Source organism: Flavobacterium sp. (genome assembly GCF_027531705.1).
Classification (GTDB): Bacteria; Bacteroidota; Bacteroidia; order Flavobacteriales; family Flavobacteriaceae; genus Flavobacterium.
Genome location: NZ_JAPZSP010000010.1, coordinates 71,014 through 84,794, shown reverse-complemented (window position 1 = coordinate 84,794; position 13,781 = coordinate 71,014). Strand labels below are relative to the sequence as shown.

Sequence of the window (13,781 nt, the reverse complement as noted above, 5' to 3'; positions counted from 1 at the left end):
AATGAAAAACTCAATTCTTTCACTATTAACTTTAGTTTTATTAGCATCATGCAGTTCCAAAAAATTCATATCTGTCAAAGATTCTGAATTCATAAAAGATGGAAAGCCATATAATTTTATTGGAACAAACTATTGGTATGGTGCAATGATTGGCGCAAAAAACGGAGATAGAACTCGACTTTTAAAAGAATTAGATGAATTAAAAGCCAATAGAATTACTAACCTACGAATTTTAGTTGGCGCCGAAGGTGGTGATCAAGATTTTACGGTTACACCAGCTTTACAAACAGAAAAAGGAAAATACAATCAAGAATTATTGGAAGGTTTGGATTTTGTTTTAGCCGAAATGGGAAAACGTAATTTAAATGCTATTTTATATCTTAACAATAATTGGGAATGGAGTGGAGGTATGGCTAAATATTTGGAATGGAATGGTTACGGAAAAGTTCCAAACCCTAATATTGCCCCGAATACTTGGCCTCAATTTATGAATTTTACTTCTCAATTTCATTCTTGTGAACCTTGTAAAGACGATTTTAAAAAGCATATGCAATTTATTATTGGTAGAACAAATTCGATTACAGGAAAAAAATATATTGAGGATACAGCTATTATGGCTTGGGAAGTTGCCAATGAACCTCGTGTTTTTACTAAAGAAAATGAAGCAGCTTTTACAAAATGGTTGAATGAAACGGTTGACGAAATTAATCGTTTGGATAGTAATCATTTGATAACAACTGGCTCTGAAGGAAAAGCAGGTTCAAATGATGATATTGATACTTTTGAAAGAACACACTCCAATAAAAATATCGATTATTTAACTATGCATATTTGGCCAAAAAATTGGGGTTGGTATAAAATAGAAGATGAAAAAGGTTCAACACCAGTAGCTATAGAAAAGACAATTGCCTACATCGATGAGCATATTAAAGTTGCCAAAATATTGCAAAAACCTATAGTTTTAGAAGAGTTCGGTTATCCAAGAAGTCAAGAAAGTTTAGATAGAAATGCTTCCGTTGAATATAGAAATCAATTTTACAAAGCTATTTTTGAACGTTTAGAAAAGGCAATCTCAAATAACGAACCATTTGTAGCATTGAACTTCTGGGGTTATGCCGGAATTGCAAAAAATAATCCAAAAGATGGCAAATGGAAAATTGGTGTAGATTTTACAACCGATCCACCACAAGAACCTCAAGGATTGAACTCCGTTTTTTCTGATGAAATAAGTACTCTAGATTTGATTAGAAAGTATAATTTAAAAATAATTGAAGTCAATAGTAAATAAAATTATTTTTTTAGCAGTCTAATATCTTTTCAATTTCTATCAATTCATAGGTTGAGAAACTGCATTTCTTCAAACTTTGTAAACTGTCCATCAATTGTGCTACCGAACTGGCTCCGACCAAAACAGAAGTTACTCTATTGTCTTTTAACAACCAAGCTAATGCCATCTGGGCTAAAGATTGACTTCGCTCTTTAGCCAATTCATTAAGGTGGTAGATTTTATTTTGAAGAACATCGGTAATTGCATTTGTCTGTAAATGCCCATTCGGATTGAAAGCTCTTGAGTTTTCAGGAATTCCGTTCAAATATTTATCTGTTAAAAGTCCTTGTGCCAATGGAGAAAAGGCAATACAACCAATTCCTTTTTCTTCTAAAACATCTAACAAACCATTCTCAGGATCTCGAACAAACATCGAATGTTTTGTTTGATTGATCAAACATGGTGTTCCTAATTGTTTTAAAATATCGGTTGCTTTCGCAGTTTGTTCTGCATTATAATTTGATATTCCAATGTACAAGGCTTTTCCGCTTTTAACAGCATAATCCAATGCCATCATTGTTTCTTCAAGAGGAGTTTCGGGATCAAATCGATGTGAATAAAAAATGTCGACATAATCCAAATTCATTCGTTTTAAACTTTGATCCAAACTTGACAGTAAATACTTTCTCGAACCCCAATCACCATAGGGACCATCCCACATTTTATAACCAGCTTTTGTTGAAATAACTAGTTCATCTCGTAAATTTCCTTGAAAATTATTCTTAAGAATTTGACCAAAATTACTTTCTGCTGAACCCGGAATTGGACCATAATTATTTGCTAAATCAAAATGCGTGATTCCTTTATCAAAAGCAACTTTTACAATTTCTTCTCCATTTTTGAAATCATCAACCGAACCGAAATTATGCCATAATCCTAATGAAATTTGTGGTAATAATAAGCCACTCTTACCACATCTATTGTATTTCATGTATTTAATAATTTGAATGAAAAAGGATTGAAATTGAATTCAATCCTCTATACTTAAACCAAACAATATTTATTTTACTTCAAAACTACTTTCCAATCCTTTGTCAGAACTTCCTCCAACGGTAATTTTAAATGTGCCAGGTTCAACTAAATAATTCCCGTCATTATCAAAAAATCCTAATTCAGCATCTGTTAATGTGAAATTTACAGTTTTGGTTTCTCCTTTTTTTAAAGTCACTAATTCAAATCCTTTCAACTCTTTTATTGGTCGAGCCAAACTTGCCGCTACATCATGAAGGTACAATTGAACAACTTCTTTTCCGTCATAATTTCCAGAATTGGTTACATCAACAGTAATTTTTACAGTTTCACCTTTAGCGAATTCGGGTTGGTTAATATTTAGATTTTTGTATTCAAATGAAGTATAACTCAATCCGAATCCGAATGGAAATAGAGGCGTTTTTTCAACATCGGTATAGTGTGACCAAAAAACATTGTTATCAGTATTGATAGGTCTTCCGGTGTTATAGTTATTATAGTAAATAGGACATTGACCTACATTTCTTGGAAAGCTTATAGGCAATTTTCCGCTTGGGTTATAATCACCATAAAGCACTTGAGCTACAGCATTTCCAGTTTGTGTTCCAAGTTGCCACGCTTCTACAATTGCCGGAATATGTTCTGCTGCCCAAGGAATTGACAAAGGTCTTCCATTGTTTAAAACCAATACAATATTTGGATTTACTTTATAAATTTCCTCCAGTAATTCTTGTTGAACTCCAGGCAAATTCAAATCAGTTCTGCTTCTGCCTTCACCACTTTGAAAGCCATGTTCGCCTAAAACCATTATGACAACATTCGCATTTTTGGCAATTTTTTTTGCAGCTTCAAATCCGCTTTTGTCGGTTGTATTAAAGACTAACTCGTCAACAAAAGTGGTTTTGCCAATAGTTAAATCAGCTCCTTTTTCATAAGATAGTTGATTGCCTTTATATTGTTGCATACCCTCTAAAACCGAAACTGCGGTTTCATCATCAGAGGCAATTCGCCAACTTCCTAATGGACTAGTTTTATCATTTGCTAGTGAACCAATCAAGGCAATTTTTTGCCCTGTTTTTTTTAAAGGAAGTAAGTTATTGTCATTTTTTAGAAGTACAATCGATTTTTTTGCCATATCTAAAACTGCATCATTATTGGCTTTGCTACCAATGGCAGCTTTTTCCCTTACTTCATCACAATATTTGTATGGATCATCAAATAATCCCAACTCAAATTTTACTCGAAGTATTCTTCGAACAGCATCATCTATCAAACTTTCATTTACCTTTCCTGATTTTACTAAATTCACTAATTCGGCTACATAATAATGCGCTTCCATATCCATGTCAGAACCAGCAATAACGGCTTTTGCAGTTGCATCAGCGGCATCTTTTGCAAAACCATGGTTTACCATTTCGCGAACTGATGCCCAATCAGAAACCACAAATCCATTAAAATTCCATTTCCCTTTTAAAATGTCTCTTTGTAAAAAAGAACTCCCAGTGGCAGGAACTCCATTTAGAATATTAAACGAATTCATATACGTGCGAACACCTGCATCATTGGCCGCTTTAAACGGTGGTAAAACTATATTATAAAGTGTTGAATTACTTATGTCAACTGTGTTGTAATCGCGACCTGCTTCTGCAAATCCATAGGCTGCAAAATGTTTTGCGCAAGCTGCAATTGTATTTACTTTTAATAAATCTTGAATTGTTTCACCTTGAAAACCTTTTACTCTGGCATAGGCAATTTTGCTTCCTAAAAATGGATCTTCACCTGAACCTTCCATAACTCTTCCCCAACGTGCATCACGTGCAATATCCATCATTGGTCCAAAAGTCCAGTTTATACCAGATGCAGATGCTTCGTCAGCGGCTACTTGTGCTGATTTTTTTATGGCTTCCAAATCCCAGCTTGCTGCTTCTGCTAACGGAATTGGACTTAGAGTTTTGTATCCATGAATTACATCAAAACCAATAATTAAAGGGATTCCTAATCGAGTTTTCTCAACTGCAATTTTTTGAACGGCTTTTACATTTTTAACCCCACGAACCGATAACATAGAGCCTACCCAACCCTTACGTAAATGTTCATATTTAGTTTCAGCATAACCGCCTTTTGGAGCTGGACCAGTTACTTCCCAAAAACCATTGTATTGGTTCATTTGCCCCACTTTTTCTTCCAAAGTCATTTGACCCATTAATAAATCAATGCGTTCTTCAATAGGTTTTGTTTTATCTAAATGAGGTTTTTTTTGGGCGTTCATAATTGTGATTGCAGTTAAGAAGATTATTGTTATTCTTGTTTTCATATTTTTTTTATTCAGAGATGAATGAAGATGCTGGTAAATTAGCTTTGTTAAAAAGTTGCGATTGCACTGCATTTTCCCATGCAAAGCGAACTTTCGTTGGTTTTTTTACTTTATCGGAAGTTAATATAATTTCATTGTTTTTTATTTCTGCTTTAGCATTATAAAATATAGTATCCGAACCAGCAATTTCAAATTGATTGTTTTTTTTGTCTTTAAAATATAATCCGTCTGCATAATCAAATAAAACAGTAATTTTATTTTTAGTTATTTTTTGTTCTTTATAAAGCGGTCCATTTACTACATTAGAATTAGTTTTGTAAATATTTGATAAAGCTAAATTTGCCAATCGAACACCCACCGATTTTTTATCTTTTGGATGAATATCGTCAGTTGTTGAAATGTCACTCGTTACCACCATTGCGGTATTGGGAAGTTGCAAGGTGCGTCGTTGGAAATCCCTTATTAGAACACTACTGTAACGATCGTCACCATTTTTATACGGAGCAATTTGCACAAAATAAAAAGGGAAATCTTGTTTCCAAAGCGATCGCCATGAAGTAATTAAAGCCGAAAATGTTTTGTCATAAATAGTTGATCCAACATTTGATTCGCCTTGATACCACAAAACTCCCGCAATTTTGTATCCAATTAAAGGATTAATCATTGCATTAAAAGTTTTACCAGCCCCAACTGGACAATACTCATTTGGATTTATTTTTTTTGAAGCTTCTAACAAATCTTGATTACTTTCAATTTCTTTTTTGGGTATCCAAACTTCGGCTGATGTTGCTCCCCATGCAGAAACAATCATTCCTATAGGAACATCCCTTAAATCTTCAGTAATTCTGTTTGCAAAGAAGTAAGCAACAGCGCTATTTTTTTTCATTATTTGAGGAGAACATTCTGTCCAATTTCCTGATAGATTGTTTTGAGGTGTCTCTGCTGAGGCTTTTTCAACTGAGAAAAAACGAATGTTTGTGTTTGTTGCTTTTGTTGCTTCTTCATCACCATTTTTAATTCCCCAATTTGCATTCATCTCCATATTAGATTGACCTGAGCAAAGCCATACTTCACCAATCATAATATTTTTCAGAATGATTGAGTTATAACCATTTAATGAAATTATATATGGTCCTCCTTCTTTTGGAGTTGGAATTGTAATGCTCCAATTTGCATTGCTATCGGCAACAATTTTATATTCTTGATTATTCCAACTCGGGGTAATTTTTACTTCTTCTTTTGGATTTGCCCAACCCCAAATTTTTATTTCCGAATTGCGTTGCAACACCATATCATCCGAAAATATACTAGGAAGTGTGATGTTTGCCATCATTGAATTTGAAACAATAATGATTAAAAAGTATAACTTATTCTTCATCTAATAGTTTTTTAAAAAAAGATTCGAGTTGTTGTGCCATTTTTTTGTGGTCATCTATGTCAGGATGATATCCGCATCCTTTTGGATTCATTGGCTGGTATTCAAAAAGTTGAATTTTTTTATGCATTTTGTCTTTTTTAAAAGCTGCAATTACTTTTTTTAGACAGTTAACAAAGACAGTGTTTTTATCACCTGAAACCATAGGGCTGTTTAGTAGAACAATTCTTGTATTTGGGGAATGACTGTATACCGTCTTGATGAAATTAATATAATTTGAAATATATTTTTTTTCATTAAATGGCAATCTTAGTTTTTTTCCATCTCCATCAGATAAGTCGTTTGTTCCAAGACAAATGCTAACTATATCAGGCTGAAAATTAAAGCTATAAGGTTTAGATTTGTCTTTATTTAAGTACAAATTTTCATAGACATCTGGCATAATAGCTTCGTCAATATGTTCATCATTCCAATTGCGATACATTCCAATACCAGAAACCGAGCTCAATAAAAAATCAGCTTTTAAAGTTCTTGATATGATAGGACCATAAGCCCAATACGCATTGTGTTGGTCAAACCATTCGCCAGTTCCACACGGAATTTCTTTGGTGTCATTTCCCATTCCGCAAGTTATAGAATTACCGATGAACTCTATTTTCTTTTTTTTCTGATGTTTTATTTCTGTTAGATTTGCTGTAGTACTTTCAAATAAAACCCCTCCATTTGATGCTTCCGTAGCTTTGTAGATGGTTAGATTATGTTCTTTTAAATCTTCTGTAATTGAAATTGGATAAGATTTTGTTTCACCTTTTTCTACTTTTATTCTTCCTATATAGTTTCCATCTAATTCTAATGAAACATAGTTATGATGCTCATAAGAATCGAGACTTTTTAAATAAATATCGCATTTATTTCCTTTAAAATTAAATGAAATTGAAGAAGCGGAACTTATTAAAATACATTTATTATTTTCAAGTTTTTCAATTCTACCTGAATACAAATATTTTGTTGAATCTATTTCGGTTTTTTGAGCATTGCAAAAAGTAAGTAGAGTTGTTGAAATTAAAAGAAACAAATATTTCATAAAAGCGAATTTTGTAAGCGTAAAATTAGGGGTTAGCAAATAGATATAATGATATAATTTTGTCAAATAGTAATGAAATAATTATTGAATTAAATCTATTTTTTTTTAATAATTTAAATAGAAAATTATCACAAACTTTTGTACAAATTTTATTTTTTTTCAAAAATAATCACAACTTAAAAACCCTAAAACAAAAAAAAATCCGAAACATACATTTCGGACTTTTCTTCGCACTAATAAACTAAGTTTATAGGTTTACCTCAATCGATCAACAGATTTTACGAGCTCTTCATCCTTCTTGATGGCTTTATTGGCCAAAACCAATAACACGATAGCAACAATAGGTAGAAACATCCCAATACCTTTCTCCGAAACTACAGGAGTTTCTCCAGATAAATTTAGCGAACGATATACAAATAATCCTAATAAAATTAAATTTAATATGATATTCAATCTGCCCATTACAAATTGATTTTGTCTCTTTTTATAACTCACAATACTTACAGCCGATAAAACGGTGCTCAAAGCAAAAAGTACCAAATACACTTGATTTTGCATAAAATAATACGCTACTTTGGTGTCTAATGTCCATAAACTAAAAACAAATGGCAACACACCAGTTACTACAAGTGCCAGAATTAAGTAAATAGTTTGTATCCTTTGAATCATTTGTGAAATTTTGTTTCGCAAAAATATATTTTCTTTTTTAGAAATACTATTGCAAATTGAAATTTTATTTGTAGTATTGCAGTATAAATCGGTAAATACTTCATTTTACGACGATTCCAAAACCACAAACTTTACTACTTATTCAATTTCTCAAGAAAAATTTAAATTTATATAAACATTTATGTTTGACATTTCTGCATTAAAAGTAATGAAGCTTACTGAGCTTCAAGACATTGCTAAATTAGCTAAAACCATAAAATATGCTGGCGTAAAAAAAGAAGCATTAATCGATATGATTCTTACCGCTCAAAACTCTTTGGATGAACCGACAGAAGCTCCAAAATCATCTGAAAAATCCGTTGAAAATAAGCAAAAACGCGCTAGAATTATTTCGGATAAAAAAGACATTCAACCGAAAGAAGCATCGGTAACGTTATTTTCTGAGCCAGAAATTTTAGTTGAAAAAGAAGTTATTGTAGAAGAAAAAGAAGTCGCTCCAAAACCTTTTGAAAAGAAGGTGGCAAAATTCAAAAAAGCGGATTACGAGAAAAAAATTGCTAAAAAAACAAATCAAAATACAGAAGAACAAGTAGTAGCTGAAACTGCCGAAACAGTAAACGACGAAGTAGCTTCACCAGTAGAAAGTAAAGAAGGAGAAGAAAATCAACCTAAAGAAAAGAAATTCAATCCGAATCAAAACAAAAACAAAAATCCGAACCAAAACCCGAATCAAAACGGAAATGGTAATGGTAATCCACACGAGCGAAAGCGAACTGATGAAGTAAACCAAAATGGCAACGGAAACGGGAACCAAAATCCGAATTTTAAAAACAAGAAAAATAATTTTAGAGATTCCGATTTTGAGTTTGACGGAATTATAGAAAGTGAAGGTGTTCTAGAAATGATGCCTGATGGTTACGGTTTCTTGCGTTCTTCCGATTATAATTATTTAGCTTCGCCAGATGATATTTATTTGTCAACTTCTCAAATTAGATTATTTGGTTTAAAAACGGGAGATACTGTCAAAGGTGTGGTTCGTCCGCCAAAAGAAGGCGAGAAGTTTTTTCCATTAGTAAGAGTTTTAAAAATAAATGGACATGATCCACAAGTCGTAAGAGATAGAGTTTCATTTGAACATTTAACGCCCGTTTTTCCAACAGAAAAATTCAAAATTGCCGAAAGAGGAAGTTCAGTTTCAACAAGAATTATCGATTTGTTTTCTCCAATAGGAAAAGGTCAACGTGGTATGATTGTGGCACAACCTAAAACTGGTAAAACAATGTTGTTAAAAGACATTGCCAATGCCATTGCTGCTAATCATCCAGAAGTTTATTTGATTGTGCTTTTGATAGATGAACGTCCTGAAGAGGTTACCGATATGCAACGTAGTGTTCGTGGTGAAGTGATCGCTTCGACTTTTGATAAAGAACCACAAGAACACGTAAAAATTGCGAACATTGTTTTAGAAAAAGCAAAACGTTTGGTAGAATGTGGTCACGATGTTGTGATTTTGTTAGATTCAATTACCAGATTAGCGCGAGCATATAATACGGTTCAACCAGCTTCTGGAAAAGTATTGAGTGGTGGTGTTGATGCTAATGCGTTACAGAAACCTAAACGTTTCTTTGGTGCAGCTCGTAATGTTGAAAACGGTGGTTCGTTAAGTATCATCGCAACAGCATTGACTGAAACAGGTTCTAAAATGGATGAGGTTATCTTTGAGGAATTCAAAGGAACTGGAAATATGGAGTTACAATTGGATAGAAAAATTGCAAATCGTAGAATTTTCCCTGCTATCGATTTAACTTCGTCAAGTACAAGGCGTGATGATTTATTGTTAGATCCAAAAACATTACAGTTGATGTGGATTTTAAGAAAATATCTAGCCGATATGAATCCAGTGGAGGCGATGGATACTATTAGTGATAAAATTAAGAAAACAAGAAATAACGACGAGTTTTTGATTTCGATGAACGACTAGTTACTGTTTTAATATTAAATTATAGAATCCCATTTGTTAAGCAAGTGGGATTTTTTTATTTAAAAAACACATCATAACCAAATCGAATTAGTGTTCCGATTACAATAATCAAAAAGAAAACTCTAATAAATCCATTTCCTTTTTTTATAGCAACTTTGGCTCCAATCCAGCCACCAAGAGCATTGCAAATAGCCATTGGAATTGCTATTGCCCAAATGATTTTTCCTTTAATAACAAAAAGACAAATCGAACCAAAATTGGTCGCTAAATTCACCATTTTAGCATTGGCAGAAGCGTGAAGAAAATCAAACCCAAGAATGGCTACAAATCCCAAAACCAGAAAACTTCCCGTTCCTGGACCAATAAATCCGTCATAAAAGCCGATACAAACACTCATTAATATAGCATATAAAAGTTGTTTGTTGGTAGAAAAATCTTTGGCTTGATGTTGTCCAAAATTCTTTTTGGTAAAAGTATAAATGGCAATTAAAGTAAGTACAACTAGCAATAAAGGCTTCATAAAATCATTACTAACCATAGTCAGCAAATTGGAACCCAAAAAAGCAGCGCAAAAAGCAATAATAGCCATTATCAAAAGTAGTTTCCAATTCATGTCTACTTTTTTCAAATATTGATTGGCAGCAAAACTAGTACCACTAAAAGCCGGAATTTTTAAAGATCCAATAATAGAAGAAACCGCATAATTTGGCAACAAAATCAAAGCAACTGGAGTTTGTATCAATCCGCCACCGCCAACAATTGCATCAACAAAGCCTGCGAAAAAAGAAGCGATACAAAGAATTACAATTATATATGTTTCCATAAATAGTTTTTAAACTCAAAAAAAAATCCAAATTCCAAGTAGTACATCAGTTGGAATTTGGAATTTATATTATTGGAATTTTAAGTTTTAAGCTCTCACAATATTAGCACCAATAGCTCTCAAACGTTCGTCAATATTTTCGTAACCTCTATCGATTTGTTCAATATTTTGAATCGTACTTGTTCCTTTTGCAGAAAGTGCGGCTATCAATAACGAAATTCCCGCTCTAATATCTGGCGAACTCATTACGGTTGCTTTCAGTTGCGATTTGAAATCATGTCCCATAACAACAGCTCTGTGCGGATCACACAACATAATTTTGGCACCCATATCAATCAATTTATCTACAAAGAATAAACGACTTTCAAACATTTTTTGGTGTATCAAAACATCTCCACGTGCTTGTGTTGCTACTACCAAAACAATACTCAATAAATCTGGAGTAAATCCTGGCCAAGGTGCATCAGCAACAGTCAAGATAGAACCGTCAATATCTGTTTTTATTTCATAACCATCTTTGTGAGCTGGAATGTAAATATCATCACCACGACGTTCTAATGTAATTCCTAGTTTTCTAAATGTACTTGGTATAACACCTAAATTATCCCAACTAACATTTTTAATTGTAATTTCACTTCTTGTCATAGCTGCAAGACCGATCCAACTTCCAATTTCAATCATATCTGGAAGAATTCTGTGCTCACAACCACCAAGTGATTCTACACCTTCAATTACCAACAAATTAGAACCAACACCAGTGATTTTAGCACCCATTGAGTTCAACATCTTGCATAATTGTTGTAAGTAAGGTTCGCAAGCGGCATTATAAATAGAAGTTGTACCTTCAGCTAAAACAGCTGCCATAACGATATTAGCTGTTCCAGTAACTGATGCTTCGTCAAGTAGCATATAAGCACCTTTCAAACGCCCGTCCATTTCTACACCATAAAAATGGTCTTCTCTTTCGTATCTAAATTTTGCACCAAGATTTATAAATCCTTCAAAGTGTGTGTCCAAACGTCGTCTTCCAATTTTATCACCACCTGGTTTAGGAATATATCCTTTTCCAAATCGTGCTAATAATGGACCAACAATCATGATAGAACCTCTGAGCGAACCACCTTCTTTTTTGAAAGCTTCCGTTTCAAGATAACCAACATTTACTTCGTCTGCCTGAAAAGTGATAGATCCTTTTCCGTTTTTTTGGATTTTAACACCCAAATTTCCCAAAAGGGTTATCAGTTTATTGACATCAATAATATCAGGAATGTTATTGATGGTTACTTTTTCTGGAGTTAAAAGCACTGCACATAAAATTTGTAAAGCTTCGTTTTTGGCTCCTTGTGGTGTAATTTCTCCTTTTAATGATTTTCCACCTTCTATTTTAAAAACGCTCATAGATTATTGGTTATGATTAAATGTTATGTAAAACACTTATTGAATTTTATTTTGATTATTATTTTTCTTAACAAATGGTTTTTTCTTGTTGCTTTGAATTTTTGGCTGTCCAGCTGGCATTATTTTGTTAGAAACTCGCTTATTGGTTCGCATCAAGTCGGTGGTATTCAACAACTCTTCATCACTTTGAATCAAGTTTATTGTTCCGCCTGATAATTCGTAAAGATGTTCAAATATTACGGCATCTGTTACCGTGTCTTTATTCCAACTCAAATACGATTTTTTCATATGATTGGCAATCACTTTTATTAATGCGCCTTTCATTTCGCCTTCTTCCCATTTGTTGGCAACATCTATCATATACTTGATATTGTTTCCATAATAACGGTATTTAGGGAAATTCTGCGGATACTGAAGAACTTCAGGTTTCAATTGCAAAACTTCTCTTGACGGAATAGGATAAGGCGAATCTACATCAATCTTAAAATTAGACATGATAAACAACTGATCCCATAATTTATGCTGAAAATCGGGTACATCTCTCAAATGCGGATTCAATCCACCCATTACATAAATAATGTATTTTGCCGTTTTGTTACGCAATTCTCTGTCTTCAATTGCGGTAGCTTGATCAATCAATTTTTGCAAATGACGACCATATTCCGGAATGATTAAATGCGGACGCTCGGCATTGTATTCTAAATACTGAACCGTATCGTTGGCATTTTCTTTTATATATTTTGGTACCATTATAATGAGATTATCCCTTCAATGTTAGAAACTTCAATGTATTTTTCTACAACATCAGCAGGACTTTGCATAGTTACATTTATAGAAAGACTGGTATATTTTCCAGTTTTAGACTGGTGCGTATTGATAACCGCACCCATATTATCAAAAGCATTTTCAACTTCTTCCACTTTTTTCGGGTCAGTTGGCACAATAAATTTGTACAAATATTCACTTGGCCATTCAGATGTAGAGCTTAGCTCTTCCTTTAACCTAACATAAAATTCTTCGGTCTTCTTATCCATTCTTAAATTTGAAAATAAAAGCAAATATACAATTTTAGATTTAGGATTTACGATTTTATGATTTAGGAATTTTAGGAGCGAATGGTTCGGGCATTTTAGGTTTCCATTTTCCCGCTTTCCGCTCTACTTTGTGCCGCTGCAATCGGGGCTAGTGAGTTTTTGCATTGAATAAAAAATAAAATTTCAAAAACGTATTCTTTTATCTAAAACATTTCAATAAATTTGCGCCTTATTTCAAAAAAATTGAGAAAAGAACTTGTAGTTATAACAGGCGGTCCAGGAACTGGAAAAACCACCATAATCGATGGACTTATCGAACAAGGTTACTCGTGTTTTCCTGAGATTTCACGCCAAATAACTCTCGAAGCCAAAAAACAAGGAATCGAACAACTTTTTCTCGAAAAACCATTACTTTTTAGCGAATTGCTTCTCGAAGGCAGAAAAAAACAATTTGAAAGCGCCAAACAAGACGCAGCCGATTTTGTTTTCCTAGACCGCGGAATTCCAGATATTTTGGCTTACATGCATTATATCGGCGATAGTTATCCTTCTTTTTTTGACCAAGCTTGTAAAGATCATGCTTATACCAAAGTCTTTGTTTTGCCACCTTGGCAAGAAATTTATATAAGTGACGAAGCTCGCTACGAAAACTACGAACAAGCCAAACTTATCTTTGAACATCTCAAAGAAACCTATCAAACTTACGGTTACAATCTGATAGAAGTTCCAAAAGGAACAGTAGAAGAACGCATTCTTTTTATACTAAATTCACTATAATAGTGTACTTTTATTATTTTTACGAAAAAA

12 protein-coding genes are annotated in these 13,781 nt (G+C 33.2%); 3 read left to right on the top strand and 9 right to left on the bottom strand.

Annotated elements, in window-relative coordinates:
* Position 1: 1 nt before the first annotated feature.
* Complete coding sequence (locus O9267_RS04865; RefSeq protein ID WP_298176684.1) at positions 2 to 1,288, top strand: cellulase family glycosylhydrolase; 1,287 nt, start codon at positions 2 to 4, stop codon at positions 1,286 to 1,288.
* Positions 1,289 to 1,298: 10 nt separating this feature from the next.
* On the opposite strand, the gene O9267_RS04860 is transcribed toward O9267_RS04865, so the two are convergent.
* From O9267_RS04860 to O9267_RS04840, 5 genes are all read right to left on the bottom strand, one after another.
* A complete protein-coding gene (locus O9267_RS04860; RefSeq protein WP_298176681.1) occupies positions 1,299 to 2,258 on the bottom strand; it encodes an aldo/keto reductase in 960 nt (319 codons plus the stop codon).
* A gap of 69 nt (positions 2,259 to 2,327) precedes the next feature.
* Positions 2,328 to 4,610 (bottom strand): beta-glucosidase BglX, encoded by a 2,283-nt coding sequence (gene bglX, locus O9267_RS04855; protein WP_298176678.1) that lies wholly within the window; start codon positions 4,608 to 4,610, stop codon positions 2,328 to 2,330.
* Between the two features lie 7 nt (positions 4,611 to 4,617).
* Entirely contained in the window at positions 4,618 to 5,988 is a 1,371-nt protein-coding gene (locus tag O9267_RS04850; RefSeq protein ID WP_298176675.1) for a sialate O-acetylesterase, read from the bottom strand.
* A complete protein-coding gene (locus O9267_RS04845) occupies positions 5,978 to 7,069 on the bottom strand; it encodes an SGNH/GDSL hydrolase family protein (RefSeq protein ID WP_298176673.1) in 1,092 nt (363 codons plus the stop codon). Before O9267_RS04845 ends, O9267_RS04850 begins: the two co-directional genes overlap by 11 nt.
* 255 nt (positions 7,070 to 7,324) lie before the next feature.
* Positions 7,325 to 7,738 carry a DUF4293 domain-containing protein gene (locus O9267_RS04840; RefSeq protein ID WP_298176671.1) on the bottom strand — a complete coding sequence of 138 codons (414 nt, stop codon included), beginning with the start codon at positions 7,736 to 7,738 and terminating at the stop codon, positions 7,325 to 7,327.
* A 181-nt stretch (positions 7,739 to 7,919) separates the two neighbouring features.
* Here O9267_RS04840 and rho point away from each other — a divergent pair, with 181 nt between their 5' ends.
* Positions 7,920 to 9,719, top strand: coding sequence for a transcription termination factor Rho (gene rho / locus O9267_RS04835; RefSeq protein WP_298176668.1), 1,800 nt, complete (start codon positions 7,920 to 7,922; stop codon positions 9,717 to 9,719).
* 55 nt (positions 9,720 to 9,774) lie between these two features.
* On the opposite strand, the gene O9267_RS04830 is transcribed toward rho, so the two are convergent.
* The 4 genes from O9267_RS04830 to O9267_RS04815 all read right to left on the bottom strand — a co-directional run bounded on the left by O9267_RS04830 (position 9,775) and on the right by O9267_RS04815 (position 12,974).
* Positions 9,775 to 10,542 (bottom strand): TSUP family transporter, encoded by a 768-nt coding sequence (locus O9267_RS04830; RefSeq protein ID WP_298176666.1) that lies wholly within the window; start codon positions 10,540 to 10,542, stop codon positions 9,775 to 9,777.
* An 87-nt stretch (positions 10,543 to 10,629) separates the two neighbouring features.
* Entirely contained in the window at positions 10,630 to 11,940 is a 1,311-nt protein-coding gene (murA, locus tag O9267_RS04825; protein WP_298176663.1) for a UDP-N-acetylglucosamine 1-carboxyvinyltransferase, read from the bottom strand.
* A 36-nt stretch (positions 11,941 to 11,976) separates the two neighbouring features.
* The gene (locus O9267_RS04820; RefSeq protein ID WP_298176661.1) at positions 11,977 to 12,690 is read right to left on the bottom strand and encodes a DUF4290 domain-containing protein; all 714 of its coding nucleotides are present in this window, start codon (positions 12,688 to 12,690) and stop codon (positions 11,977 to 11,979) included.
* Entirely contained in the window at positions 12,690 to 12,974 is a 285-nt protein-coding gene (locus O9267_RS04815; RefSeq protein ID WP_298176659.1) for a DUF493 family protein, read from the bottom strand. The genes O9267_RS04820 and O9267_RS04815 overlap by 1 nt, the downstream gene beginning before the upstream one ends.
* Positions 12,975 to 13,217: 243 nt before the next feature.
* Between O9267_RS04815 and O9267_RS04810 the strand changes: the two genes are divergently transcribed.
* Positions 13,218 to 13,751 carry an ATP-binding protein gene (locus O9267_RS04810; protein WP_298176657.1) on the top strand — a complete coding sequence of 178 codons (534 nt, stop codon included), beginning with the start codon at positions 13,218 to 13,220 and terminating at the stop codon, positions 13,749 to 13,751.
* Positions 13,752 to 13,781 lie beyond the last annotated feature (30 nt).

Bases quoted from the DNA above. Each gene is read 5' to 3' on its own strand.
- O9267_RS04865 (WP_298176684.1), top strand. From the start codon at position 2: ATGAAAAACTCAATTCTTTCACTATTAACTTTAGTTTTATTAGCATCA.
- O9267_RS04860 (WP_298176681.1), bottom strand. From the start codon at position 2,258: ATGAAATACAATAGATGTGGTAAGAGTGGCTTATTATTACCACAAATT.
- bglX (WP_298176678.1), bottom strand. From the start codon at position 4,610: ATGAAAACAAGAATAACAATAATCTTCTTAACTGCAATCACAATTATG.
- O9267_RS04850 (WP_298176675.1), bottom strand. From the start codon at position 5,988: ATGAAGAATAAGTTATACTTTTTAATCATTATTGTTTCAAATTCAATG.
- O9267_RS04845 (WP_298176673.1), bottom strand. From the start codon at position 7,069: ATGAAATATTTGTTTCTTTTAATTTCAACAACTCTACTTACTTTTTGC.
- O9267_RS04840 (WP_298176671.1), bottom strand. From the start codon at position 7,738: ATGATTCAAAGGATACAAACTATTTACTTAATTCTGGCACTTGTAGTA.
- rho (WP_298176668.1), top strand. From the start codon at position 7,920: ATGTTTGACATTTCTGCATTAAAAGTAATGAAGCTTACTGAGCTTCAA.
- O9267_RS04830 (WP_298176666.1), bottom strand. From the start codon at position 10,542: ATGGAAACATATATAATTGTAATTCTTTGTATCGCTTCTTTTTTCGCA.
- murA (WP_298176663.1), bottom strand. From the start codon at position 11,940: ATGAGCGTTTTTAAAATAGAAGGTGGAAAATCATTAAAAGGAGAAATT.
- O9267_RS04820 (WP_298176661.1), bottom strand. From the start codon at position 12,690: ATGGTACCAAAATATATAAAAGAAAATGCCAACGATACGGTTCAGTAT.
- O9267_RS04815 (WP_298176659.1), bottom strand. From the start codon at position 12,974: ATGGATAAGAAGACCGAAGAATTTTATGTTAGGTTAAAGGAAGAGCTA.